General features: G+C 50.0%; 19 protein-coding genes. 14 read left to right on the top strand and 5 right to left on the bottom strand.

What is annotated here, in order from left to right:
* Positions 1 to 12 precede the first annotated feature (12 nt).
* Positions 13 to 1,296, top strand: coding sequence for a serine--tRNA ligase (gene serS, locus ACJJJA_RS12985; RefSeq protein WP_444904893.1), 1,284 nt, complete (start codon positions 13 to 15; stop codon positions 1,294 to 1,296).
* Positions 1,297 to 1,386: 90 nt separating this feature from the next.
* Positions 1,387 to 2,778, top strand: coding sequence for a siroheme synthase CysG (gene cysG / locus ACJJJA_RS12980; RefSeq protein ID WP_444904892.1), 1,392 nt, complete (start codon positions 1,387 to 1,389; stop codon positions 2,776 to 2,778).
* 489 nt (positions 2,779 to 3,267) lie between these two features.
* On the opposite strand, the gene ACJJJA_RS12975 is transcribed toward cysG, so the two are convergent.
* A complete protein-coding gene (locus ACJJJA_RS12975) occupies positions 3,268 to 5,625 on the bottom strand; it encodes a penicillin acylase family protein (RefSeq protein ID WP_444904891.1) in 2,358 nt (785 codons plus the stop codon).
* A gap of 294 nt (positions 5,626 to 5,919) precedes the next feature.
* On the opposite strand from ACJJJA_RS12975, the gene ACJJJA_RS12970 reads away from it, so the two are divergent.
* The 4 genes from ACJJJA_RS12970 to ACJJJA_RS12955 all read left to right on the top strand — a co-directional run bounded on the left by ACJJJA_RS12970 (position 5,920) and on the right by ACJJJA_RS12955 (position 11,401).
* The gene (locus ACJJJA_RS12970; protein WP_444904890.1) at positions 5,920 to 8,466 is read left to right on the top strand and encodes a TonB-dependent receptor; all 2,547 of its coding nucleotides are present in this window, start codon (positions 5,920 to 5,922) and stop codon (positions 8,464 to 8,466) included.
* 188 nt (positions 8,467 to 8,654) lie between these two features.
* Entirely contained in the window at positions 8,655 to 9,938 is a 1,284-nt protein-coding gene (gene egtB, locus ACJJJA_RS12965; protein ID WP_444904889.1) for an ergothioneine biosynthesis protein EgtB, read from the top strand.
* Between the two features lies 1 nt (position 9,939).
* Positions 9,940 to 10,908: an L-histidine N(alpha)-methyltransferase gene (egtD, locus tag ACJJJA_RS12960; protein WP_444904888.1), complete on the top strand. Its 969-nt coding sequence runs from the start codon at positions 9,940 to 9,942 to the stop codon at positions 10,906 to 10,908.
* Between the two features lie 22 nt (positions 10,909 to 10,930).
* On the top strand, positions 10,931 to 11,401 hold the full coding sequence (locus ACJJJA_RS12955; protein WP_444904887.1) for a DUF411 domain-containing protein: 471 nt from the start codon (positions 10,931 to 10,933) through the stop codon (positions 11,399 to 11,401).
* A gap of 51 nt (positions 11,402 to 11,452) precedes the next feature.
* On the opposite strand, the gene ACJJJA_RS12950 is transcribed toward ACJJJA_RS12955, so the two are convergent.
* On the bottom strand, positions 11,453 to 12,700 hold the full coding sequence (locus tag ACJJJA_RS12950; RefSeq protein WP_444904886.1) for an ArsB/NhaD family transporter: 1,248 nt from the start codon (positions 12,698 to 12,700) through the stop codon (positions 11,453 to 11,455).
* A 117-nt stretch (positions 12,701 to 12,817) separates the two neighbouring features.
* Here ACJJJA_RS12950 and ACJJJA_RS12945 point away from each other — a divergent pair, with 117 nt between their 5' ends.
* Together ACJJJA_RS12945 and ACJJJA_RS12940 are read left to right on the top strand one after the other, a co-directional pair.
* Complete coding sequence (locus tag ACJJJA_RS12945) at positions 12,818 to 14,035, top strand: MFS transporter (RefSeq protein WP_444904885.1); 1,218 nt, start codon at positions 12,818 to 12,820, stop codon at positions 14,033 to 14,035.
* 186 nt (positions 14,036 to 14,221) lie between these two features.
* Positions 14,222 to 15,208, top strand: a complete 987-nt coding sequence (locus tag ACJJJA_RS12940) for a hydrolase (RefSeq protein WP_444904884.1) — start codon at positions 14,222 to 14,224, stop codon at positions 15,206 to 15,208.
* A 45-nt stretch (positions 15,209 to 15,253) separates the two neighbouring features.
* Here the strand turns inward: ACJJJA_RS12940 and ACJJJA_RS12935 are convergent, their stop codons facing one another.
* A complete protein-coding gene (locus tag ACJJJA_RS12935; protein WP_444904883.1) occupies positions 15,254 to 16,312 on the bottom strand; it encodes a methyltransferase domain-containing protein in 1,059 nt (352 codons plus the stop codon).
* A 248-nt stretch (positions 16,313 to 16,560) separates the two neighbouring features.
* Between ACJJJA_RS12935 and ACJJJA_RS12930 the strand changes: the two genes are divergently transcribed.
* The gene (locus tag ACJJJA_RS12930; protein WP_252081768.1) at positions 16,561 to 17,181 is read left to right on the top strand and encodes an RNA polymerase factor sigma-70; all 621 of its coding nucleotides are present in this window, start codon (positions 16,561 to 16,563) and stop codon (positions 17,179 to 17,181) included.
* Between the two features lie 4 nt (positions 17,182 to 17,185).
* Positions 17,186 to 17,380 carry a zf-HC2 domain-containing protein gene (locus tag ACJJJA_RS12925; protein ID WP_444886313.1) on the top strand — a complete coding sequence of 65 codons (195 nt, stop codon included), beginning with the start codon at positions 17,186 to 17,188 and terminating at the stop codon, positions 17,378 to 17,380.
* Positions 17,381 to 17,450: 70 nt separating this feature from the next.
* On the opposite strand, the gene ACJJJA_RS12920 is transcribed toward ACJJJA_RS12925, so the two are convergent.
* Positions 17,451 to 17,966: a hypothetical protein gene (locus ACJJJA_RS12920; protein ID WP_444904882.1), complete on the bottom strand. Its 516-nt coding sequence runs from the start codon at positions 17,964 to 17,966 to the stop codon at positions 17,451 to 17,453.
* Positions 17,963 to 18,916 (bottom strand): DUF2092 domain-containing protein, encoded by a 954-nt coding sequence (locus ACJJJA_RS12915; RefSeq protein ID WP_444925242.1) that lies wholly within the window; start codon positions 18,914 to 18,916, stop codon positions 17,963 to 17,965. The genes ACJJJA_RS12920 and ACJJJA_RS12915 overlap by 4 nt, the downstream gene beginning before the upstream one ends.
* 268 nt (positions 18,917 to 19,184) lie before the next feature.
* On the opposite strand from ACJJJA_RS12915, the gene ACJJJA_RS12910 reads away from it, so the two are divergent.
* The 4 genes from ACJJJA_RS12910 to ACJJJA_RS12895 all read left to right on the top strand — a co-directional run bounded on the left by ACJJJA_RS12910 (position 19,185) and on the right by ACJJJA_RS12895 (position 25,416).
* Positions 19,185 to 19,580 carry a hypothetical protein gene (locus ACJJJA_RS12910; protein WP_444900651.1) on the top strand — a complete coding sequence of 132 codons (396 nt, stop codon included), beginning with the start codon at positions 19,185 to 19,187 and terminating at the stop codon, positions 19,578 to 19,580.
* A gap of 76 nt (positions 19,581 to 19,656) precedes the next feature.
* Positions 19,657 to 20,988: a TolC family protein gene (locus tag ACJJJA_RS12905; RefSeq protein WP_444904881.1), complete on the top strand. Its 1,332-nt coding sequence runs from the start codon at positions 19,657 to 19,659 to the stop codon at positions 20,986 to 20,988.
* A 14-nt stretch (positions 20,989 to 21,002) separates the two neighbouring features.
* Positions 21,003 to 22,256, top strand: coding sequence for an efflux RND transporter periplasmic adaptor subunit (locus ACJJJA_RS12900; RefSeq protein WP_444904880.1), 1,254 nt, complete (start codon positions 21,003 to 21,005; stop codon positions 22,254 to 22,256).
* Positions 22,257 to 22,269: 13 nt separating this feature from the next.
* Entirely contained in the window at positions 22,270 to 25,416 is a 3,147-nt protein-coding gene (locus ACJJJA_RS12895) for an efflux RND transporter permease subunit (protein WP_444904879.1), read from the top strand.
* Positions 25,417 to 25,760 lie beyond the last annotated feature (344 nt).

Genomic DNA, 25,760 nt, shown 5'->3' with positions numbered 1-25,760 from the left:
GAACTGGAAACGATGCTCGATCCCAAACTGATTCGCACGGATATGGACCAAGTGGCCGCGGCCCTGAAAAAGCGCGGTGTGGAACTGGATACTGCCAAACTGGAAGCCCTCGAGGAGCGCCGTAAAGAGCTGCAGGTGCGCACCGAGAGTTTGCAAAACGAGCGCAATAGCAAGTCGAAAAATATCGGGCGAGCTAAGGCCGCCGGAGAAGATATTGCTCCGCTGCTCAAAGAAGTCGAGTCCCTCGGGGGCGAGTTACAAAATGCCAAGCAGGCGCTGTCTGAGTTGCAGGAAGAGTTGGATTCGATTCTGTCCGCAATTCCCAACCTGCCGGATGCTTCGGTGCCCGAAGGCGAGAGCGAAGATGACAATGTGGAAGTACGTCGCTGGGGTCAGCCCCGTAGCTTCGATTTTGAGATCAAAGATCATGTAGATCTCGGCTCCCAGCTCGGCGGTCTCGATTTTGAGATGGCGGTAAAACTTACTGGATCGCGCTTTGCTGTGATGTCCGGTGAAGTAGCGCGTTTACACCGTGCTCTCGCCCAATTCATGCTCGATACGCACATTGAGGAGCATGGTTATAAAGAAACTAACGTACCGGTGATCGTCAATAGTGACTCCCTGTATGGAACCTCGCAGCTGCCAAAGTTCGAGGAGGATTTGTTTAAGCTGACCGATGAGCGTGGCTTCTATCTGATCCCGACAGCAGAAGTGCCTCTCACTAATATGTATCGTGATCATATTGTCGAGGACAGCGATTCTTTGCCGCATAAGCTGGTCGCGCATACAACCTGCTTCCGTTCTGAGGCCGGTTCACACGGCCGCGACACTCGCGGCATGATTCGCCAGCACCAGTTTGAAAAAGTGGAATTGGTGTGGGCGGCGCGCCCGGACCAGTCCGAGGAAGCGCTGGAGACCCTTACCAAAAATGCTGAGGCGATCCTGCAAAAGCTGAACCTGCCTTACCGCACTGTAGTGTTGTGTGGTGGTGATATTGGTTTCGCTGCGCGCAAGACTTACGATATCGAAGTCTGGATTCCCTCTCAGGACAAGTACCGCGAAATCTCCTCCTGCTCCCTGGTAGGTGACTTCCAGGCTCGCCGTATGAAGGCGCGTTGGCGCAACCCGGAAACCGGCAAGCCGGAATTGTTACACACACTGAATGGCTCCGGCTTGGCAGTAGGGCGCACCTTGATTGCAGTGCTGGAAAACTACCAACGCGAGGATGGCAGTATCGAGGTCCCTGAAGCGCTGCGCCCTTATATGCGTGGTCAGGAAGTAATCTCCGCTGCCTGAGCGCAGTGACTTAAAAGGGCGAACGTTATGTTCGCCTTTTTTCTTTTCTGGGTAAAATACTACCCGACTGCTTGTTTGATGGATTAATCAGTGCGTTATCTCCCTCTTGCATTCGATGTAAAAAATCGCCCCAGCTTAATCGTTGGCGGAGGCTCCATTGCCACACGTAAGGCCCGCTTGTTGCATAAGGCGGGAGCTCGGATTCTGGTGGTATCCCCGGATATCACGGAAGAATTGCACCGGATTGTGGTTGATTCTGATGGAGAGTGGCATCGGGTAACTTATTCTGTTGAGCATTTGGATCTGGCCGACTTGGTGATTGCGGCAACGAGCAGCTCTGAGGTCAATGGCTGTGTATCCAGGGATGCGCAGAGGCGCCGCTTGCCGGTAAATGCAGTGGATGCTCCGGAATTGTGCACTTTTACTTTCCCTGCAATTGTCGAACGTGGCGATCTATCCATCGGGATCAGTAGTGGTGGTGTGGCCCCAGTTCTTGCCCGCCGCATTCGCGCCCAGCTTGAGGCATTGCTTTCCCCTGGGCTCGCATCACTGGTTGATTTCGCTTCGCGTATGCGCTCACAGGTGAAGCAGGCATTGCCGGAGGCGCGGCGTAAGAATTTTTGGGAATGGGTCTTTGCTGGGCCTGTTGCCCGTCGGGTGGAAGCGGGTCAGCTGGCAGATGCAGAGAGGGAATTCTTGGGCGCGTTGCAAGATTGGCAGGGGAGCCCCAACCCGCTTGGAGAAGTTTATTTGGTTGGGGGTGGCCCCGGAGATCCCGATTTATTAACTTTCCGCGCGTTGCGACTAATGCAGCAAGCGGATGTGGTGCTGTACGACCGCCTGGTTTCTCCAGAAGTTATGGACTTAGTCCGAAGAGATGCCGAGCGTATTTATGTCGGCAAAAAAAAGGCATTCCATGCCGTACCCCAGGATGATATCAACCAGTTACTGGTTGATCTGGCCAAGCAGGGAAAGAAAGTTCTGCGCCTGAAAGGTGGTGATCCCTTTATTTTTGGGCGTGGTGGAGAGGAGATCGACAAACTGGCCGACGCCTCAATTCCTTTTCAGGTGGTACCGGGAATAACCGCTGCAGCGGGGTGTGCCAGCTATGCGGGGATTCCGCTGACTCATCGAGATCATGCGCAGTCGGTACGTTTTATTACGGGCCATCTAAAAGAAGGTAGTCTCGACCTGCCATGGAATGAGCTGGCTTCCGGTAGCCAAACCCTGGTTTTTTATATGGGATTAACGGGCCTGCAAACAATATGTACAGAGCTGGTTCAGCATGGCCTACCGACAGCCACGCCGGCGGCGCTGATTGAAAAAGGCACTACCAAGGCACAAAGGGTGATCATCGGTGATCTCAATACGCTTCCCGCTCTTGCCCAAGAAAAGGCTGTACGGGCGCCTACGCTCACCATTATTGGTGGTGTGGTGGGGTTACATAAAAAACTCAGCTGGTACCAATCCAGCGAGCGCTAAATGGGCTTTGGCAGGCTAATTACTATTGTACAGGCCTGAAACTACCTAGGTAAGACCTATACTGAGAGGGTCTTTCCGTCAGGTATTTGTGTCATGCTGCTGACGATAATTTGCTTTTATTGCACTAATTTTGTGCGATTCTTTCTTCCGCAACAGCCCGAGTTTCCACAAATTGGCCTATTAAGTCACGACTCCCGCCGCTATAGATACCAATATCGCCAAAAGAAGGCGTTAGTACGCTGGCTATGGATAGGCGTTTCTCTGGTTATGCTGTGCTTTCCACTTTTACCTTTAGTGGTTGGCCTAGCTTTTTTTACCACCTTCCTGTCATTCGCTATTCTGGATGAGACTGCCTGATGTCTGTTTCCAATGGTTAATCTAAAAATCCTGTCATGAGCATTAGCGGCACAGGCTTGTGCCGCAGCGAGTGTGGGTGGGGATAGGCCTGAATAAATTTTTTATCAGTATTTTCATGTAAAGTTACGGCAGTTATTGCAGCCTGAGCAGATAGCGGCTCTCTCCCTCAATAAAAGGGGAGGGGTTCCCCTCGACCCAATCTTCGTGGCCTTTGTCAAAAAACGGGGATAACGGGTGACTGCTTTGCCCTGTAGCCATATGAAAAATACCCTGCTCTTCGCGCCCAGGGGAAATAACCATTCGCTCTGAGGCACCATGGTTTGGAGATTGTATGCGGGGCATATGGGTGTCTCCTGACAATTGGTCCTTGGGCATGGCGGTAAACCAATCTATGGCCGAGACTGCTTTTGCCAATGGGTGTCGAATGGAAGCCGTGTTTTGCTCACCCCAGGTTTGCTCTAGTAGTGGGAGCCCGCCTATCGACATCTTATCCAGTACTTGGTTAAGTGCAGATAGCTTCAGAGCTGTCCAAGACTCAAAGTCGGGATTCAGTAAATGCTGTGGCTCTTCTTGCGCAAGGGCCCAGATCGGATACTCAAATTGACGTTTTAACTGGCCGAAGGAAAAGTTCGGTTGGGTTTTTCGCATAAAAGTAAGAATGGGGGCGGTACTCAGCTCCATAAACTTTAAACGATAGTTACGTATAATCCGGTACCCAACCGAATTAGTGCTGGCGTGTCCACCCCAGTCGCGAACGAGTTGATAGGCTTCTTTATAGCCTTCTCGGTCATGTAGAAGTTCTGAGAGATGTTGCTGCCATCGCTGAAAAAAGATAGCGCGATCATCCAGCTGTATATCCAATAGCGCTCGCTCATTAAATTGTTGGCGGGCAAGCAGGCTGTCGCGAATTTGCTGCTGTCGGGCACCGAGAGCATAGCCATGGTCGCCCATTATTGTTAGCCAGTTACCGCTCAGGATACGGGCATTAGCGCTCCAAAGGCGGTGGTTGTCAGGGTTGTAAATTCGCGGCTGTTCCTCCTTCGTAAGATATCCGTCCCAGTAAATAGTCCCACCGGCCCAACTTACTGAACGGCTGCCATCAAAGCCAATACGCTTGGGAATGGGTCCAGCGATTGTCCAGCCAATATTGCCTTCTTTATCGCCTACAACAAAATTCTGGTGAGGAATACCGATGTCTGGGCCCAGGTCTAATGCCTCACTGGCGGAGGTAATAGATTCCATCCGCAGCAAGTTCATATTGCCACCGGACATATCGTGGGCAACCCAGCGGTAGGCGAGGGGGGTTCCCCGGTGGTCTTTACCGATAACAGGTCCCCAGACGGTTTTTTCTACTGCTATGGTTTCATCTTTGGCACCTTTTACTTTTATGGTTTCCTGTTCGATAGAGAGATCTCGCCAGCCATCCGAGGTCAGATACTGGGTTGCATCAGAGTTTAATTCCAGTGGGATAAGGTCACCCCAATCCGCCCCGGTATTGGTAAAGCCCCAGGCAACTGCGCCATTACTACCTGCTACCACAATTGGGCCCCCGGGCAGGGTCACACCGCGGATACTTCTTTCAGTTCCTGGAATATTCCAGCCGGCGCGAAACCAGATATTGGGTACAGCCAGTCCCAGGTGCATGTCGTTCGCGAGTATGGCACCACCATGTTCTGTTAAAGCCCCCCCAACAACCCAATTGTTACTACCGTAAACTTTGTCATCACTCTGCATGGCTTGATAAGTAATGGGATCGCTTGTATCCAGTAATGAAGAGATAGGTGTTTCTGGAATATTATCGAGAGATTCCGCTTCGCCAATTAGAGGGGCATCCCAAATACCTCCGGCGGGAAAGAAGAAAGCATAGAGATCTTGGGGTAACAGATCTGCTAAGGCGGTATCGCGCCGCTCAAACTTGCCCTCTTCACTTTGCAATGTTAAGTACATGCTAAAGGTTGCCAGCAGGCTGTCTGCTGCGTTCCATGGCCTGGGCTCTTGCCCCAGAAGCAAATACTCCCAGGGTTTAGCGTTCAGATACTGCAGGCCAAAATTTACCCCTTGAACATAGTGGTTGAGAAGTTGGCGCTGGTCTTCAGGCATAGCCGCAATATTCCTCTCTGCCCGCTTGCGAAACTGGTGTCTACGGACCTTTTTATCTTTCTTTAGTGCGGCGGCTCCTACCAATTCAGACAGCTCACCGGCGGAGCTTCGGCGCAACAGGTCCATCTGGAAAAAGCGCTCCTGGGCATGTAAAAAGCCCAGGGCAAAAGCGCTGCTATTGCGGTCATCGGATTGAATGATTACTACACCCTGCTTATCCCGGTGAATTAATGCGGGTTCTAGTAGTTGCCCTGTGACAATACTTCCTTCGAGTGATGGCAGGCTTTGTCGCCACCAACCCCAGACTGCGAGAAGAGCAATTGCGATGAGTGCCGAAATTACAACGAGTAAGGGCAATACACGACTTTTTAAATAAGACGAACGCACCATAGTTTTTCCCGTATAGCGGTTAATGAAATGGACGTTGGTAAAATCGGACCCTATAGAATCCGTAAATATATAAGTTACTAGAGAACACACCTTAGTAACTTTTCGTGACGATAATAGAAAGCTATTTTCGCCGATTAACCTGTCTTTTCGCGCAATCCTTCACAAAACTGACCAGTCATAAGAAAAAGGTCATGTCGGGGTTTTAAATCCAAAAAGGCGACCGTAAGATGGCGTGGAATAACAAAAATAAAAAACCAATACATCACGCTGTATAACAATAAATGCGAGGACGCGATGATGCACGATGTTGGTAGCACCGTAAAAAACCGTCAATTTAACCTCTCTATCCTCTCCGGCGCTATTGCCTTCTTTACAGCTGTGAGCGCTAATGTTCAAGCTGCAGAAATTGAAGAAGTTGTAGTTACGGCACAAAAGCGAGCGGAAAACCTGCAGGAAGTACCGATCGCGATTTCCGCATTTACTGGGGAAAATATAAAAGAGTCGGGTGTCAAAAATCTCACGGATCTAGGCCGGTATACGCCTGGTGTTGAGATGCACAATGATACCGCTTTGCAGCCAACATACAGTATCCGCGGTATTCAAACCAACGATTGGACCGTGGGATCCGATCCGGCCGTTGCTGTTTATGTGGACGGTGTCTACACCGGTCGCGGTGCGGGCGCCGAAATTCCCCTGACGGATATAGAAAGAGTGGAGGTTCTGAAAGGCCCACAAGGTACGCTTTTTGGGCGTAATGCTACGGGTGGGGCCATTCATATTATTACCACCAAGCCCCAGGCAGATAATACCGTCGAGCTAAATCTCACCGCTGGTAATTATGGCCGCCAGTCCTCCGATCTGCTTCTCAATCGCCAGCTAACCGATACGCTTTCCGCTCGTTTCTCCGCATCCACTAACCGCCGAGACCCCTTTGCGGATAATTTGGCGGGTGGTTTTTCAGTAGGGGATCAGGATACCCAGACCTACCGGGCATCTGTTCTGTGGGAGCCTGCGGAAGATATTGAGGTGCTGTGGCGGGCAGACTATGGCGTAATGGATCAGGGCAGTGCGTTGCGCACAACTATTGTGCCCAGCCTAAAAGAGGGAACCGATGTATTCGGGGACTACGCTCTGGATACACCAACCATTGAAGATCGAGATTCTTTCGGCACTTCCCTGACCGTTAGCAAAGAGTTCGATAACTTTACCCTTACCTCGATCACGGCTTATCGAAAGTTTGATGCGCACCTGCAGCAGGACGAGGATGGCACAGCCAATCCTGACCATATGTTTGGGTCTGCGAATACAGATGACCAAAGCCAGTTCTCGCAGGAATTCCGCCTCAACGGTGCTACCGACTCGATTAAATGGACTCTGGGAGCCTCATACTCCCAAGAGGAGCTGGACCACACAACTTACGCTTATTTCACTACCGGTTCTGTTGAATCTTTTGCCGTTTACGAAGGTATCAAAGAGAGTTTTCCAGAATTGACCCAAACAGAGCAGGAAGACCTGGCGGTTATGAATCGGCAGTTATTGCAGTCGATGGGGCTGGAAGGCGTTGCCAGTGCGACTTTTGTCTATGACTTGATGTTGCAAAGTGGCCAGGTGGATGCGTTACTACATGCGCTAGGCGCGCCGGTAAGTGGCAGTATGCTCAGGGCGGATCAGGTTGTAGAGCAGATGATGGCAGGCTTCCAGCCCTGGATAGCTTCTGATGCCCCTTGGAATGAGAGTGTGCGCAATACTGGTGATTACCGCTCTACAGCGCTCTATGGTGATATGACCTGGAGTATCACCGACAAAATGGATCTGACGGTCGGTGCCCGCTACACCTACGATAAGAAAGATTTCACTATTCAAACCGCCTATGGCAACAGTATCCCGCTGTCATTGTCTGGCGGAGACGTGGATCTCCTAGATGAAAATGGCAATAAAGTCGGCAGCATCACACTACCAACAGTTGACCTGGGCTCACAGCTTTTTGGCATCGCCTTTTATAACAATGGTCAAACAGAGTTAAATTCCAAGCTGAGTGATAGCTGGAGTGATCTTTCCGGCCGCATCGTGCTCGACTATCGCTGGACTGATGAGATGATGACCTTTATCTCCTTGGCGGATGGTTTTAAGGCCGGCGGATTTAACAGCCTTAACTTTGGTCCAGGTGTGGAATCCTCATTTGATCAGGAAGATGTCGTCAATTTGGAAGTGGGGCTTAAGAGTAGCCTGTTTGATAACCGCGTGCGTCTAAATGCGTCTGTATACGCCTATGAGTATAAAAACCTTCAGGAGTTGGATCTGGTCGGTTACCCAATCCCCAGCTACAACCTGAGAAATGCTGACGCTGAGGGGACCGGTGCCGAGATAGAAGTGCAGTGGGCTGCAACCGATAGTCTGTTCATTGCCGGTAATTATTCATATTTGGACACGGAATTCACAGACTACCAAATTATTACGGCTATTGGTGAAACCGAGGAAGACTCCAAGGTTGGTCAGGCCCGGGTTTCCACTCCCGAAAGTAAGCTCAACCTGATGGCGGAGTACACAGTGGATTTAGCTTCAGGTGGAGAGTTTGTATTCCGTGGAGATTATAACTGGACGGATGAGCGCATTGGCTCCATCACCGATAGAACCCGCATCGTGGATGATTATCAGTTATTTAATCTGCGTGCTGCTTGGAATAGCGCATCGGATAACTATTCAGTAGCCCTTTGGGTGCAGAACTTAACCGATGAGGAAATCGCTGGGGGTTATGGTGGCACTGGTGCTGCGATCGGGGCGAGCCCGGCATGGCGTTTTATGCCGAGAATGTATGGCGCAGATTTTACTGCACGATTTTAATTCATTATTCATGTCAGCATGACGAGAGTGTGGGCCGGGTATCCGGCCCTTTTTTTTGCATGAGTTTTTCTTAATTGAATAAAGTGGCGTGGATTAGGTCGTGTAGTTCTGCAAGCTCTTAGGAATACGCCTAAAACTGCGTATGATGATTTCAATAGAACTGAATTCTATCGTAGTTGATAATTGATATGACAATATTTGCAGGTGAAGTATCTCTGGAAGAGTTACAGCAGCGGGTTCTTTTAGCTTATCAAAGGGTGCGGGGGGAGACAGAGTGTCTTGCTGCACCTTTATCTGTCGAGGATATGCAGCTGCAGTCGATGCCGGATGCGAGCCCAACCAAGTGGCACCTGGCGCACACCAGCTGGTTTTTTGAAACATTCTTGCTCGCTCCTTACCTCCCCAATTACCAGCTCTTTGACCCGCATTTTCACCATCTTTTTAATTCCTACTACAACAGTTTAGGTACCCCATACTCCAGACCGCAAAGGGGGGTAATCTCCAGGCCTGGAATTGAGCGCATCTACGCCTATCGCCAGTCTGTAGATACGGCAATAGAACAGCTGTTAGATATAGCCCCCATTACTTCAACCATTAGTGCTTTGCTGGATCTTGGCCTCAATCATGAGCAGCAACACCAGGAATTACTGCTGACTGATATCAAGCATGCTCTATCGATGAATCCAATGGCACCTGCTTATAGTGATAATACTCACGAAGAAGAAGCTGAGAGTGTTGCTGCCCTTTGCTGGCTGGAAATACCCGGCGGATTCTATGGTATCGGTAGTGATGGGGAGGATTTCTTTTTTGATAATGAAGGGCCTGTACACCAACAGTTTCTGCCTGACTTTTCAATTGCTTCACGTTTAGTCAGTAACACGGAATATCTGGAGTTTATTGAGGATGGAGGCTATCAACAGCATCGCCTATGGTTGTCGGATGGTTGGTCACTGGTGCAAAAGAACGCTCAGAAACATCCTTTGTATTGGCGTGAAACGAAAGACGGTTGGCAGCAATATACGTTACATGGGTTACAACCGCTGAATGGTTTTGAACCTGTGCATCACCTTTCGTTTTATGAGGCGGATGCCTTTGCCACCTGGGCCGGCAAAAGACTACCAACAGAATTTGAGTGGGAGGCAGCGGCTTGTCACTTGCGACAAGTAAATCAGCTTGCCAGTGCCAACTTGTTGGAAAAACGTTATCTGAAGCCCTTGGCGGCTCAAAATGGCCATACCCAGTTCTTGGGGGACCTTTGGGAATGGACTTCTAGTGCTTATTTGCCATACCACGGTTTCAAGGCCCACAAGGATGCAGTTGGCGAGTACAACGGCAAATTCATGTGTAACCAGAAGGTCTTGCGCGGAGGATCCTTCGCAACCCCATCTGATCATATCAGAATCAGTTACAGGAATTTCTTTTATCCACATCAAGCGTGGCAATTTACCGGTGTCCGATTGGCAGGAGACTAAAGTGAAAGCAGCCGTATCGTCAGTTATTGAGAATCAACTCCAGAATAATGAGTTCCTGGGGGATGTTTTGGAGGGGCTGAGTAGAAAAAGAAAGACATTGCCTTGCAAATATTTATACGATGAAGTTGGTTCACGCCTGTTTGAGGAAATCTGCGATTCACAAGATTACTACCTGACCCGAAATGAGGCGGATATATTTACAACCTATCGGGATGAAATTGCTCAAAAATTTGGACCTGAAACACTGCTGATAGAACCAGGTGCAGGGAATTGTGAGAAGGTAGAAGAGCTTCTTGATGCTATGGATTCCCCCAGGGGCTACTGCCCAATAGATATTTCTCCCGAGATTTTACTGGAGGCAGAAAAACGGATCAAAAAGAGTTTGCCGGGAGTTCAGGTGTGGAGTGAGGTGGGTGATTTTTCCCAATCTGAGGTATGGAACAAGCTTATTCATATTTCCTCAAGAAAAAAAGTTATCTTTTTTCCGGGGTCCACAATAGGAAATTTTGAGCCATTGGAGGCGGAGCGCCTCTTGAAGTTGTTTGCCTCGAACCTTGATGCTGGCGATGGCTTGTTGATTGGTACAGACCTAGTCAAGGATTCTGTGATTTTAGAGCGAGCCTATAACGATAGTGATCACGTTACTGAGCGGTTTAATCTGAACCTTCTGCAAAGGATCAATGTTGAGCTAGGAGCAAACTTTGATCTTTCTCTATTCGCGCATCGAGCATTTTACCACCTGTTGCGTCAGCGAGTGGAAATGCACTTGGTTTGTCTTAAAAACCACAGTGTTTCTATAGCGGATACATGTATAGACTTTATTGAGGGGGAAACAATCCATACTGAAAATAGTCACAAGTATTCCATTGCTGGATTCAAGAGTTTACTGGCCCGCAGTGGATTTGAGTCCGTTTGCTATTGGCAGGATTCTGCTAAGACTTATGTGATTCATTACGCTCAGGCTATTTAAAATTTGAATAAAGAGGTGGCAGTTGAAAAGGATTTTTTTATTGCTTCTATTTGCTATCGCACTAGTTGGTGGTGCTGTCGCAGAAAGCGGTGATGACGCTGCGGAACTTATTGTTTATAAGCATCCTTTATGTTTTTGCTGTAAAAAATGGATGGCGCACCTAAAAGAAAAGGACTTCGCGGCCACCTCTGTTTTTAAAGTGAATATGCAGGAGGTTAAACGTAAATGGGGTATTCCTAGAGGAATGGAAGGCTGTCACACAGCAGTATGGCGCGATCAGTTTGTTTTTGAGGGGCATGTTCCGGCTATGTATATCCAGAATTTCCTGGCCTCACCGCCAGAGGGTAGTGTGGGGCTAATAGTTTCAGGGATGCCGGTTGGGAGCCCTGGAATGGAAGATGGTGAAAAATTCGAACCTTATAATATCTATCTGTTGCTCCAAAATGGCGATTACCGTTTATATGCGCGTATAGAGAAACCTGAAAAAGCTTAAGTATATCTAAATGGCTTCTTTATGACTCACTACTGTAGGTTTTGTTGGTGTTTACTGCCAGGAAGCATACCAGAGAATCCAGATATAACTTATCAACACGCTTATAAAACTGACTGGTAGCATCAGGTAAAAGAATTGCCAGAAATTAAAAGGCTTTACCCCGAATTTCTCTGCCTGCTGTAGCACGATAACATTACTGGCTGCGCTAATAATAAACAGGTTGCCGGCAACTGTTGATATGGCGGAAAGCATCATTAAGGTTTGGGGGTCACGTTGATGCAAAAGGTTAAGGTAGATCTCTACTACTGGTACATTGGAGAATAGCTGGCTTGCAAAGAAGCTGACAAAAGCTACGGTCTCTGGTTCTGCTAAATCAATATTGCCCATTTTCAGGAAGTGCTGGAGAGAGCCAGATTGTAGCAGTGATCCGGTTACTACAAACATAGAAACAAAGAAGAAAAGAGTGGGCCAGTCTACCTCTCTTAATATCCTTCTGCGCTCATGGCTGGCCAAATATATCGGCAAGCAAGCGGCTAGCCCGATTTGCCCAATACTTGGGTGATATATGTCATCCACATTGTGTAGGATACTAGCAAGGACAATAAAGATTAATAATAGGGCTGCAGATAAAAGTGCCGGCCACTTTTGCGTAACCCTTTCTGACTCCCTGTACTCTTTACTAGCTTCGTAATTGATTATATCGCTGGTTTTGAAAAAACGTTTCAGCCATAACATGGACAGAAACATAGTGATGATAGCGGGTACAAGAGTCCACTGGGCAAAAACGACAAACATATTGTCGAAGTTCCCGGCGTTGGCAATCAGTATGTTTTGAGGATTGCCTACGGGGGATACCATGCTGCCAATTGTGACTGTTGCACAGAGTGTAATCAGGAGTGGAATCAGTCCCCATTTCATATTCCGTGCAAGTACAATTGCAATGGGTACACCGATTACAGCAGCGGCATCATTGGTAAGAAGGGCTGCACAAATTGCCATTACGAGGATATAACTTGTTAATACAAGACTTGGATGCTTGATTGAAAGAATCCGATGGCTGATTTGTGCGGATATCCCTGTATCGTACAGAGCTGAGGCAATAGAGAAGACCGAGAATAAATATAATATCAGATCCCAATCTATGGCCCAGAAAGCCTCTCTAAAGGTAATTTGACGCATGAGCAGCAAAGCGATCGCACCAAGGGTCATAATATGCCAGATGCGAATCGTGGAGGGGAGCCACTGCCGGGCAGCAATCATTAAGAAGATGATCGCCGATACTATCAGGCTAAGGGACATTGGCGCAGCCTCGGATGTCGTCTCTGCTTACTGCTACTCTAAAAATCATTCTCCGCTTCTTATACTTGGTGTCAGGGCATCCACCTGGGCTGATAAATCCCACAATAAGACTTATCTATGAGTTTAAACAAGCCTCTTCTTTTTACGAACTTCTTCGCGGGAGATGTGGTTGCAGGTTTAGGTCCTTATTTGGCGATATACCTGTTGTCAGCTATGCACTGGAAGCCAGGGGATATTGGCATTGTTTTAGCTATTGGTGGCATCACCACGGTTTTATTACAAACACCCGCAGGGGCTTTTATCGATAGCACCCGCTTTAAGCGTATGCTAATAGCAACTTGCGGAATCATTATTGCGATTGTCTCTATCGCTATTGTTGCACTGGCCAATCACAAACCTGTCATTTATGGCTCCCAGGTGTTAATGGGGGCGGCTATTGCTTTCGTGGCTCCCTCTATTGCAGCCATTACTCTGGGAGTTTGTAGTGATAAGACTTTTACATTACAGACAAGTGCCAACCAGGCGGCCAATCATGCGGGTAATGTATTTGCTGCGGCGATTGCTGGAATTGTAGCGCTAACGATCGCTGCGGAAGGGGTTTTCTGGTTGATGGCCGTTATGGGCGTATTAATGGCTATCTCAGTTGGATTTATTCCTGCTCATTCAATTGATCATATTCGAGCACGGGGCGGTGAACGGCGCGATGTTTCGGGAAAAAGGGAGCCTGCCGGTTTTTCTGTATTGCTTACCGATAAACGCCTGATCGCTTTGGCTGTGAGTGTTTTTCTATTCCATTTTGGCAATGCGGCTATGTTGCCTCTGGTCAGCCAGAAGCTGTCACTCAATTCGAATGTGAACCAGGCCATTGCTTTTACCTCTGCCTGCATAATTGCTGCGCAATTTTGGATGATGTTGATGTCACTAATGTGTGCAGCCAAAGCCGATGCCTGGGGACGTAAAGTTATCTTTATGATCGGTTTTTGTATTAACCCAATTCGTGCGCTCTTGTTTATGTCTACAGATAACCCTTTCTTTTTGGTGGCCATACAGTCGTTAGACGGTGTGGCCAACGGCATCTTTGGGGTGATCATCATTCTGATGTGCGCCGATCTTACTAAGGGTACAGGACGCTTCAATATTACTCAGGGCGCCATGGCTGCTTTAGTGGGTATTGGTTCTGCCTGTAGTAATTTCTCGGCAGAATATGTTGTTCAGTACTTCGGGTATAACGCCGCGTTCTTATCGCTGGCGGGAATTGCCACTATTGCCGCAACCTTCTTTCTGATCTTCGTTCCTGAAACCATGTCCAAAACTAGGGTTCAGTCTCAGAAATAACACACGATACCCGTCGCGTATCCCAACATATGCCCTCGGAGGTTATATACTGATGATATTCGCGCAATACTTTCGAGGGGCAGCTATCCCTCACGCTTCGCGAAGCCAGCTCTGCTTGGTCGCTATATAGAAGTGCCTAAATTGAGCAGAGTAGGGCAGGTAAATAGCAATAGCGGAACCCGGTATATGACTGATCAGTTTATCCCCGCCACAGGCCTTGGAAACTGTCATATTCAAACCGTCTTTGGCCGTGTGCATCGCCCAGTTCCATGGATAGAAACCCAGTGCCGTTGGTATGAAACGCCGGACGGAGATTGTCTCGCACTACTCACTCCTCGCCCTTTGGTTGATGACCCTGAACTCCCATTAGTCTTGATTCTCCATGGTCTGGGTGGCTCGGTGGCTTCTCCCTATGTCCAAGGTATGATGGAATCCTTACTCGCACGCCGCTACCAGGTTGCTGTCATGCACTTCCGCGGTTGTGGGGGGGTGCCAAACAGGTTGCCCCGGGCATACCACAGCGGAGATAGTGAGGATCCACGTTGGTTGGTAGAACAGCTGAGGGGGGAGTTACCCCTGACCCCAATTACGGTGGTGGGTTACTCGTTGGGTGGCAATGTACTGCTTAAGATGCTGGGGGAGGATGGAACCTGCAGCCCGGTGGCTGCGGCGGTTGCGATATCTTCTCCAATGGATCTCCATGCGTGTAGTCGCAAGATTAATACTGGCCTTTCCAGACTTTACCAGCGCCATCTTTTGAGTTGCCTGCGCCTCACTCTCAAACAAAAGGCGCAAGACCCTTGTATGGCAGCAGCTCTGCCAAATGTGGATGATGCTACGGTCTTTGCCAACTTCCGGCGCTTTGACAACACTTTTACCGCGCCTTTGCACGGGTTCCGGGATGTTGATGACTATTACACCAAGGCATCTAGCAAGCATCTTTTACGGGAAATTGGGGTGCCAACGATGATCGTAAACTCTGTGGATGACCCCTTCGTTTGTCCATCGGCTATTCCCGAGAAGAGAGAAGTGAGCTCCATGGTGCAGTTAGAAGTCACTTTACAGGGGGGGCATGTGGGATTTGTTGGGGGGTCTGTGTGGCGGCCGAATTATTGGCTCGAACATAGAGTCCCTAAATTTCTCGACTTTGTCATTCGGCGGAATAGAGATTGAATACTCAGCGTCGCTGTTGCGACGCTGAGTAGTTGGGTCAGACGGTTAGCAGCACTGACTACCAGTGTCGCTATTGCTTATTGAAGGAGTAGTAGCCCCCTCAGAGAAAGGCATCTCTCGACCGCAACCGGGAAATAAACCGAAGTGCTGGGAGAAGTCACCGATAAAGTCAAAGTGGGGAGCTAAGCGCGTTTCTGCCAGCATTTTCCACGTATTACCGCAGACAGAAAACACACGCCCCTTCTCAATCCGGTGGTGCCCATCTAGTACAAATTCAGTCGGTTGTTCTGGAATGCTCCCCTTATAAACTACAGCCTGGCCATAGTCTTCACAGTCCTTTTCCAAGCCTGCCAGTTTGAAAAGACGGTAGCTGGCGGAGTAAAAGCGAACACTGCCACAACGGGCAAGCAAAAGCGCATTGGTCACTTCCAGTGGGCGACTTTCCACCAGGCGGCTGTCGCGGAAGCCGCTGGCCTGGGCCAGTTCGAGGAAATCGTTCCAGTAGAGAGCGCCACCCAGGCACTCGCCGATGAGTTCGGGATCCGTGCGCAGGGTGTCAGGGACACGCCTATCGGCATACACATCGGAAAAGTAAAACTCCCCACCTTCCTTTAATAATTGATGTAGGCCTCGTAACACGGCCCCTTTGTCGGTAGAGAGGTTCACGACACAATTGGAGACAATAACATCGAAACTACCCGGTTCCAGGCCGAGTTCATCAAGTTTTTCGATATAACCATGCAGAAAGGTGATGTTGTCATAACCAAACTTTTCCGCATGATAACCCTGGTGCTGGCGGGCAACTTGTAGTTGTTCATCGGTCATGTCAATACCGACCACTTCACCGCTTGCTCCCACGAGTTGGGAGAGGAGGTAGACATCGCGGCCTGAACCACAGCCAAGATCGAGAACCCTGCAGCCTTCTAAAAGCGGGGGGCACACGAGCCCGCAACCGTAATAGCGGGATAGGACTTCTGGATGTATATTGGCTAGTAGCGGCTTCAGCCAACTTGGCACCGCACTGGCATCGCAGCAGGCATCAGTTTTGAGATCTGATGTGCTTTTTAGCTGGCGTCCGTAGTAGTCCTGAACAATATCATGCATGGAACATACCTTTCGCAGAGTGATTTTCCTTTCGGGCGCTGGGCGCCATTCGAGGGTTATTTTTTACCTGTCCTTTCTTTTTGTAACAAGTCTCGCTGCTTCACGACTAATAACTTTGTGATTGTGTTGTTAGTACCGGCAGAGGGAATTGAGTTGCCTTTTGGTGTCAGGGTGAGCTGGCTGTTAGATAATTCTCGCTTTTTAGTTAATATCGCCGGTCTCCGCTTCGATTTTATGAGGGAACGTAGTTGAGCGATTACCTTGCCCCTGATGCTTCGCCTGAACCAAGAGTTGAGGAATCCTTGCAGAACCCCCAGTTTCTGGTGGATCTGCGCCAGCAGATGCTTCGTTTTGCCAGCTTGCAGTTGCAGGATGCCCAATTGGCTGAAGATGCTGTGCAAGAGGCCCTTATGGGAGCCCTGAAAAACTCCCGCAGCTTTACCGGGCGATCGGCCCTGAAAACCTGGGTGTTTGCCATCTTGAAGAATAAGATTGCCGACATTTTGCGACAACGGCAGCGCTTTGTTGATGCAGACCAGCTGGTGCGTGGCGATCGCGAGGAGCACGATCATGACGAGTTATTTGATCAAACCGGCCACTGGAGAAAGGATGAGCGACCAAAGAAATGGGCAGACCCCGAGTCGGCCATTCACGACAAGCATTTTTGGCGAATCTTCGATGCATGCCTCAATCATCTGCCTTCCCGCCAGGCGCAAATATTTATGATGCGAGAGTTCATTGAGCTGGAGAGCCACGAGATCTGTGCGGCAGCAGAGATTTCGGTGAGCAACTTAAATGTGACACTGCACCGGGCGCGCCTGCGATTACGTGAATGCCTGGAAGATAACTGGTTTGGCGTGGAGGGCTGAGTCAATGAAATCGTGCCGGGAAGCTACGCGGTTGATGTCGGAGTCCCAGGAGCGCAGGCTGCACTTGCGAGAGCAGGCCAGCCTTAAGCTGCATTTGGCAATGTGCGCCCCATGCAGGAACTTTGGCAAACAGCTCAGCATCCTCCGTGGTATCAGTAAATCCTATGCCGAGGGTGGGCCGGAAAGAACAGAGGACTAACTTTCCTATAAGTCTCCCAGCGCCATAAACCCAACAGGGAGTTTCAGTTAGGCGCTGGAAGAATTTCAAGCTATCGCCGCGGCCGCCGTGGTGCTCCTACATGCCGATAGGCGATATGCCCTGCCACGAAATGGGGTTGATACCAATAAGACCCACATCGCTCATAGGTCACATTACCGACCGTCACACTGACACAGCTGGGAGGTAGTGTGTAGAGCCAGCCACCAACACCCACAGCAGTAACCCCCCAATATCTAGGGCCGGGATAGGGCCAGTGTCGAGGGCGCCAGGGTGGAGGGTAAGGAGGGTGACGGTGGTGCCCCGGGCGAATGGGGTGGAATGGTGGATGGTTTGGAAACCTGCGCTCAAAGTCCCCCCGTGCAAATTCACCGTGGAAGCCTCCTCCGGGTCCTGGGCGAATCGCATTAAAGTGCCCACCCACATTAAAATGCGCGCCGCGTCCACCAAAATGCTCGCGCGCCTCCACCTGGGAGCTGAACACTGCGGCGAGCAGAGTTCCGGAGAGAAATAGTGGTGCCGCCCATAGTGACAAGGCTTGCGACTTACGATGCTTAGCGTTGATCATTGTGGCGCCTCCTGCTTGTTTGGCTCAGCCTTTTTAAACGGGATTTGTTTGTGCTTCCCGGTAGCTGGAGTGAACTCTTTTGCCGCTTCTGGTTTGGCTTTCATCCATTTAAGTGTCGCGATAAAGCGCGGCTTGGCTGGATCGCGGGTATTAACGGTGGATATGCGAAGTGGTAGGGGCTTATCGCCAACCTGGATCCAGATCTCCCAGTCCAGGTTTTCCGAACGGAAAGCCCAGTGCTTGGTACGTTGCCCGTTAACTTTGGGAGAGTTAACCAGAAAGCCCTCCTTGATCCCTGCCCAGGCGTCCGGTTTGCGCCCCCATTCCAGAAGGTCTGCAAAAGGTACTTCAATGCCGTATTCCTTTGCTGCCTTGGAGAGTACTTGGGAGGTGGGTTGAGAGGCCTCCATTTCGGCAAAATAACCATTGCGCGGGGCAATCATGGTGAACTTGCCACCATTGTGAATAAAGTTCCGAGTAATTGAATCAGTAGTCATATCCACGCGCAGTTTATCTGGTGGCATTGCCATGTATCTGACTTTGCCCCCGATCAATAACTTTTGCTCATTCTCAAGTACTACATCGGCAAAAATTCTGGCTTTGAACATCAGCATCTTCATGCTCGCCAGGTATTTTCCCATTGCCTTCAGTGCCTCCATAGCTTTGGGATCAATAGCTTCACCATTTTGGTCAACTCCCGCCAGGGACTGAGCGCTTTGCCCTTGTCCAGGTGAGGTATCTGGTGGTGAAGAGGGTTGACCTTGACCGGTTGTGTCTCCCGGTGGCGCAGGGGGTTGGCCCTGACCGGTAGTATTGTCACTAGGAGCTGGGGGCTGGCCCTGCGGTGGATTGTTTGAGCCCCCCTGCTGGTCCTGGGTCGGTGGACTACCTGGCTGAGGCGGTGGGGGAGTGGGCTGTGCAACTACGGCCGGAATTAAGGCTATTGACACAGCAAGAAGCATTGCTCTGGTGTGGCAGCCAAGTGGATGAGGGGCAAGCATATACAGATACCTCCCGGTACAAACTCAAGTTAATGGCATCAAAATCAGTGTAGAGGAGTTGAGGGTGACCAAATGGACAGGGGGCTCACTTTGCTGACTAGGGCTTCTATTTCTCAAAGCCGTTGGCGGTGCACAAATTCTGAGAGGGTTTTCTGTTTGAGCTATCCTGACATGTTTGCTAGAGTCCAGAATAAGATTTTGTGGTCCCCTTGTTCATATGAACCTAGTTAGGCTGTCTTTTTTATTGATCGCACTGCTGGTCTTCCAGACCGCAGGGGCTTTCTATGACAGCCATGAAGAACTGCAGGATGTAACCGAGCATCTACTTCCCCACCATCTGGACCAATCTGATCTTAATAGTGAATTCACTTCGCCGGAACTTGGCGAGGTGGTTCAAGTTTCGCTCCCTGTCGATGAGCCCGCACAACAGTCACCACTTCTCGACTTTTGTAATCACTGTTGCCACTGTCATGGCAGTACCGTCGCCGGACTGCTCGGACAGTCATTCCAACCCTTTCTCTGGGGTACAATTTCTTATCGTGAAGTGATTAATGTTGCGGTACCCAGCGGTTACTTCTCTCCCTTACTGCGCCCACCTATAACCCAAGTCTGATCGATCTATTACTGCGTGAGTTAAGAGAGTCACAAGACCCAACTCACGTATATGGGATGTGATTTGGGAGATATCCATGGATTTGTTTCACACGCTCATTGCGAGTGTGATTCGTCGCCTTGCCGCCTGGCTATTGGCGATGGCGATATTGTGTTTGCCTGTGCAACCTGTATTTGCACAGGAGGGGGACTTGCTAACACTACCGGATGCGATAGGGCTTACGCTTGCGCAGAATCCGGAGCTTGCAGTTTTTCCATTGCAGAAAAGGGGTTTGGATGGTGCCGGGCAGACTGCGGCACTAAAGCCGGAGATGGAGCTGGGTGTTGAGGCCGAGTACAAGCACTTCAATGAAGGTGACTCGGACAATACTCCAGATCCAGAGGACGATGCCGACAATGAGTTTGAGCTGACGGTAACTCTTTCTTCAGTCGTGGAGCTGGGCAATAAACGCCAGGCTCGTATAGATGTTGTCAATGCGCAGCGCGACCTGCTAATCGCCGATGAACAGGCTAAGGCTTTGGATCTGTTGGCGGAAGTGATCCGCCGCTATACCCAGGTCTTGGCCGCCCAAGAGCTGGTGGTTTTGGCGGAAGAGAAAGTCGCGCTGGCACGTGAGGCTTTGAGCGCTGTAAGCGCGCGGGTCAGTGCTGCGGCCAGCCCCGTCTCAGAGCGTATGCGTGCGGAGTCTTCTCTGGCAAAAGCGATCCTCGCACAACAGATGGATCAGAGCATGCTGGTGTACTACAAGCATGCGCTCTCGGCACTCTGGGGGCAGCCAGCCCAAAATTATCGCGTGGACACCGCTGAGCTTTATCGCTTTGATCCGGGCGCAAGTTTTGAGGCGCTTTATGAAAGAGCCCAGGCAAACCCTGCGATAGCACGATTTGCTTCTGAAGAGCGTTTGCAAGCCTCCCGGCTACGCCTGACCCAGGCGAATTCCAGACCGGATGTTGGATGGTATGCAGGTCTTCGTGTGAATCCGGCAGTGAATGAAACTGCAGTCCAAGCGGGTTTCAGCGTCCCCCTATTTACCGCCAAACGTAATCGCGGTGCTGAGCTAACGGCAATGACAGAGCTGGATGAAGTCATGCTGCGTCGTGAGGCAGCACTTTTGCAGCTCTACCCACAGCTTTTTCTCGCAGTGACCAGCCGCGAACAGGCCCTGGGTACTGTCTCCACCTTGCAAGACTCTGTAATCCCTAAGCTACGCCAGGCTTTGACTGAAGTGGATCGCGCTTACCGCAGGGGTAGGGATTCCTATGTAGACCTGATTTCTGCCAGGGATGAATTGTTGAGTGCTGAGCGAGCCCGTATTGAAGCGGCGAGATCCGTACTTCTTTTCGGCGCGGAAATTGAACAGCTGACCGCCGGACCCTTGGGGCCCATGAGCGTCGATAGCAGTAAATAATTTTGGATTGAAATATGAGTGAGTCAACTAAAGCGAATCAGCTGGCGATACTGTTCCTTTCCCTGTTTCTCTTGGGGAATTGGTTGGTGCCCCAAAGCTATGCAAGTGGTGATCATAGTGATAGCCATGGTGAACACAACGAGGATGAGGTAGAGAAAGGCCCAAATGGAGGCCGTTTATTGGAAAAGGGTGATCTGTCAGTTGAACTGCTTATTTATGAACGAGGCATTCAGCCGGAATTTCGCGCTTGGATTTCTCGGGGAGATAAGCCTCAGGAAAATGCTCGCCTTGCCGTAGAGTTAAAGAGACTCGGTGGGAAAGTGGATCGTATCCTATTTACCTGGGAGCAACGCAACGGGTATTACCGCGGTGAAGGTGCTGTAGGGGAACCGCATTCTTTCGATGTTACTGTTTCTGTTCTTCATAACGGGGAGCGAGCAGAATGGAGTTACGAATCCCATGAAGGCCGTGTACAAATCTCTGAGGAAATGGCAATAAAAGCCGGCATTGAAACTGCTGTTGCTGGCTCCGGCACAATAAAAGAGAGTGTCACTCTATACGGTAAAACAGCCGTTGATCACCGCAGCCTTAGCCATGTGCGCGCACGCTACCCGGGAACTCTGGTCACTATCGAAAAAGCACTGGGTGATTTGGTAGAAAAAGGGGAAAAACTCGCTACGATTGAATCCAATGACAGCCTGCAAACTTACCCGCTGGTTGCGCCTATTAGCGGCCAGATAATCGATAAACAAGCCAGCCGTGGTGAGTTTAGTGGTGAGCGAGTTCTGTTTACTATCGCCAATTACAATCAATTGTGGGCTGAACTACAGGTATTTCCCACTCGCCGTGGTCAGATCAGTCGCGGCCAAAAAGTGTCCATTACAGCTGGAGAGAGAACTTTCGATTCAACCATTGCTAGCCTCGCTCCCGGCGGTAATGGTCAACCCTTCGCGATTGCAAGAGCAGTAATTGAGAATCCTAACGATCTTTGGACAACCGATTTAATGGTTCAGGGCCAAGTGGTAACCAGTGAAAGTCCTGTGCCTCTCGTGGTGGAAAATCGGGCTTTACAGCCATTTCGCAATTGGACAGTGGTATTTGTCAAGGTGGGCGAAGCCTACGAAGTTCGCCCGCTTAAGCTTGGGCGTACCGATGGCAAAGTGACGGAAGTGCTGAGTGGTCTCAATGCGGGGGATCGCTATGTCACTGAGAACAGCTATCTGATCAAAGCGGATATCGAAAAATCCGGCGCTGCACATAACCACTAATTGAGGCCAGAAGATGATTGAAGGCATCCTGCGCTTCTCAATTGAGCGGCGTTTTTTCGTGCTGTCCCTGATCTTTGTATTGGTGGGGCTGGGGATTTGGAGTTACCAGAAACTGCCGATTGATGCGGTCCCCGATATTACCAATGTCCAGGTACAGATTAATACTGAGGCCCCCGGATACTCGCCATTAGAAGCTGAGCAACGGATTACCTACCCGGTGGAGGCTGCTCTTGCCGGTCTCCCCAACTTGGAATACACCCGTTCGATTTCCCGCTATGGGCTATCCCAGGTCACTGTGGTTTTTAAGGAAGGGACTGATCTCTATTTTGCCCGTAATTTAATTAACAGTCGCCTCGGTGCGATAAAGAGCAATTTACCCCCGGAGCTGGAGCCCGAGATGGGACCTATTGCCACCGGTCTTGGTGAGATCTTTATGTACACAGTGGAGGCAAACCCCGGCGCTACCCAGCCGAACGGGCAGCCCTACGATGCCACGGCACTGCGGGAAATTCAGGATTGGATTATCAAGCCGCAATTGTCTTTGGTGCCCGGTGTTACAGAAGTGAATACCATTGGCGGCTACAACAAACAGTATCACGTTACTCCCAATCCTCGGCAGATGCTCAACTTTGGTCTCTCCATGGAAGATATCGCCGAAGCCCTGCGTCGGAATAACGAGAGTCGAGGTGCCGGCTACCTGGAGAATAATGGTCGTCAATTATTAGTGCGCTCACCAGGCCAGTTACAAGGTATCGCCGAAATTGAAGATGTAGTGATTACCAGTCGCAGTGGGGCGCCGGTTAAAGTTTCGGACGTGGCGGAAGTGGCTATCGGAAAGGAACTGCGTACCGGCGCTGCCACGCGTGATGGTGTAGAAACGGTACTGGGTACCGCCATGATGCTGGTGGGGGAGAACTCCCGAGAGGTAGCCCGCAATGTTGCGGTTGCCTTGGAGGGAGTAAAGTCTACCGTGCCGGAGGGTATTAAGGTAGAAGCGGTTTACGACCGCACCACTCTGGTAGATAAAGCCATTGCTACGGTACAGAAAAACCTTATCGAGGGGGCGTTACTGGTTGTTGTAGTGCTATTCCTGTTACTGGGGAATATTCGAGCGGCTTTTATCACCGCAGCAGTAATTCCGCTTTCTATGCTTGCCACAATTTTCGGTATGGTGCAAACCGGTGTTTCCGCAAACTTGATGAGCCTTGGCGCTCTAGACTTCGGATTGATTGTCGATGGGGCGGTGATTATTGTCGAGAATGCCATTCGCAGACTTGCCGAAGCCCAGGGCCGTAAAGGTGGTAAGTTGCCCTTGCAAGAGCGATTGGAACTGGTTTTTCAAGCCACTAACGAAGTTATTCGCCCAAGCTTGTTTGGTGTGTTGATTATCACGGTGGTGTATATACCATTGTTCACCTTAACCGGTGTGGAAGGCAAGATGTTCCACCCCATGGCTGCTACTGTAGTAATGGCTTTGCTGGCTGCGCTGGTACTTTCACTGACAGTTGTACCGGCAGCGGTTGCTGTTTTCCTCACAGGCAAAATCAGTGAGAAAGAAAACAAGCTGATCGTTGCTACCAAATCTCTTTATAAGCCACTGCTAATCGCTGCGATGAAAGTGCGCTGGCTGGTACTTTCCGGGGCTCTTGCACTGGTACTTTTTTGTAGCTGGCTTGCAACCACCCTGGGCTCGGAATTTATTCCTCAATTGAATGAGGGAGATATCGCACTACATGCCTTGCGGATTCCCGGCACCGGTTTGGAGCAATCGGTCGAGATGCAGCGCTTGTTGGAACAGCGAATTAAAGAATTTCCCCAGGTAGACAAAGTATTCGCAAAGATAGGCACGCCAGAAGTGGCCACAGACCCAATGCCTCCCAATGTGGCCGATAATTTTGTGATCCTAAAACCCCGGAGCCAGTGGCCTAATCCGAAACTACCTCAAGAGCAACTGGTAGCAGAGATTGAAGAAGCTGTGCGTCAGTTGCCAGGTAACAACTACGAATTTACTCAGCCAATTCAGATGCGCTTTAACGAACTGATTTCCGGGGTGCGTGCAGATCTGGGCATCAAAGTATTCGGCGATGACCTGGATCAGCTGGTGGCCTCCGCTAATGAAATCCTCGGTGTGCTCAATGGTATTGAAGGGGTTGCCGATGCGAGGGTAGAGCAGGTAGAGGGACTGCCGGTTCTCTCTGTTGTGCCCAAGCGTATCGCACTTGCCCGCTACGGTATTGATCTGAAAACACTGCAGGATTTGGTATCCACCGCGATTGGTGGGGAGGAGGCCGGATTGATTTACGAAGGAGACCGTCGTTTCCAATTGGTAGTCCGCCTGCCGGAGGAGCTACGTCGTGATTACGAAAGCCTCGGTGATTTACCTGTGCCGTTACCCGCCGGTAGTCCACTGGGTAGCTATGTGCCATTGTCTGAAGTCGCCAGTTTGGAGATGACGCCAGCTCCAAATCAAATAAGCCGTGAAAATGGCAAGCGACGTGTGGTGGTAACAGCCAACGTGCGCGACCGTGATCTGGGCTCTTTTGTGGAAGAGGCGCGGGCGAGTATCGAGCAGCAGGTATCCCTGCCAGCAGGATATTGGCTTGCCTATGGAGGTACCTTCGAACAGCTGGAATCCGCCAGTACCCGCTTGTTAATCGTAGTGCCGCTAACGTTGCTTATCATTCTCGGCTTACTGGTAATGGCTTTTGGATCGTTTAAGGATGCCCTGATTATCTTTACCGGAGTCCCCTTGGCGTTGACTGGGGGTGTTCTGGCTCTATGGATGCGTGGTATGCCACTGTCGATCTCTGCAGGAGTTGGCTTCATCGCCCTATCAGGTGTGGCAGTCTTAAATGGCCTGGTAATGCTCTCCTTTATCCGTCAATTACGCCAGCAAGGAGGCGGGCTTTTCACCTCAATTATCGATGGCGCCATGACCCGTCTGCGTCCGGTGTTGATGACTGCATTGGTGGCCAGCCTCGGCTTTGTGCCTATGGCTTTGAATGTAGGTACAGGAGCTGAAGTGCAAAGACCCCTAGCCACGGTAGTGATTGGCGGAATTATTTCTTCGACATTGTTGACGTTATTTGTATTGCCACTGCTTTATCGGATTGTACATGGCAGAGAGGAGGCTAATAGGGACACAAGGATAGCCGAATAAACTGATCAGCTTACTCATACTACCTCAGGGAGTTAGAGTTAGTATGAGTAGGGCTCCTATTGCAAACCATACGATAGCTGACAAATATGCCATTATTCTGTCTGGCTTAAATATACTGGGGCTACGACTCTTTGAATCGTATGTAATTTTTTAGTAGCAATAGTTTTCAACGTAATTTACTTTGCATCTGAAATTTTGAGTGTCCAAACAAAGTTGGGGATTTCAAAATGTCTAAAAGTTACTGGAAATTTAAACCGTTTGTAGGGGTGTTTTTGGGCGCTGCTTGGTTCACATCCCTGGTCCTTGGTCTTAAAGTTTGGGAGATGATGCACACAGCAACATTA

Source organism: Microbulbifer mixtoriginis (SeqCode), from assembly GCF_052466865.1.
This window is presented reverse-complemented; position numbering and strand designations above follow the sequence as displayed.

What these genes read in the sequence shown, in the direction of transcription:
- serS (WP_444904893.1), top strand. Translation starts at nt 13, where the DNA reads ATGCTCGATCCCAAACTGATTCGCACGGATATGGACCAAGTGGCCGCG.
- ACJJJA_RS12975 (WP_444904891.1), bottom strand. Translation starts at nt 5,625, where the DNA reads ATGGTGCGTTCGTCTTATTTAAAAAGTCGTGTATTGCCCTTACTCGTT.
- ACJJJA_RS12970 (WP_444904890.1), top strand. Translation starts at nt 5,920, where the DNA reads ATGATGCACGATGTTGGTAGCACCGTAAAAAACCGTCAATTTAACCTC.
- egtB (WP_444904889.1), top strand. Translation starts at nt 8,655, where the DNA reads ATGACAATATTTGCAGGTGAAGTATCTCTGGAAGAGTTACAGCAGCGG.
- ACJJJA_RS12950 (WP_444904886.1), bottom strand. Translation starts at nt 12,700, where the DNA reads ATGTCCCTTAGCCTGATAGTATCGGCGATCATCTTCTTAATGATTGCT.
- ACJJJA_RS12945 (WP_444904885.1), top strand. Translation starts at nt 12,818, where the DNA reads ATGAGTTTAAACAAGCCTCTTCTTTTTACGAACTTCTTCGCGGGAGAT.
- ACJJJA_RS12940 (WP_444904884.1), top strand. Translation starts at nt 14,222, where the DNA reads ATGACTGATCAGTTTATCCCCGCCACAGGCCTTGGAAACTGTCATATT.
- ACJJJA_RS12935 (WP_444904883.1), bottom strand. Translation starts at nt 16,312, where the DNA reads ATGCATGATATTGTTCAGGACTACTACGGACGCCAGCTAAAAAGCACA.
- ACJJJA_RS12925 (WP_444886313.1), top strand. Translation starts at nt 17,186, where the DNA reads ATGAAATCGTGCCGGGAAGCTACGCGGTTGATGTCGGAGTCCCAGGAG.
- ACJJJA_RS12920 (WP_444904882.1), bottom strand. Translation starts at nt 17,966, where the DNA reads ATGATCAACGCTAAGCATCGTAAGTCGCAAGCCTTGTCACTATGGGCG.
- ACJJJA_RS12910 (WP_444900651.1), top strand. Translation starts at nt 19,185, where the DNA reads ATGAACCTAGTTAGGCTGTCTTTTTTATTGATCGCACTGCTGGTCTTC.
- ACJJJA_RS12905 (WP_444904881.1), top strand. Translation starts at nt 19,657, where the DNA reads ATGGATTTGTTTCACACGCTCATTGCGAGTGTGATTCGTCGCCTTGCC.
- ACJJJA_RS12900 (WP_444904880.1), top strand. Translation starts at nt 21,003, where the DNA reads ATGAGTGAGTCAACTAAAGCGAATCAGCTGGCGATACTGTTCCTTTCC.
- ACJJJA_RS12895 (WP_444904879.1), top strand. Translation starts at nt 22,270, where the DNA reads ATGATTGAAGGCATCCTGCGCTTCTCAATTGAGCGGCGTTTTTTCGTG.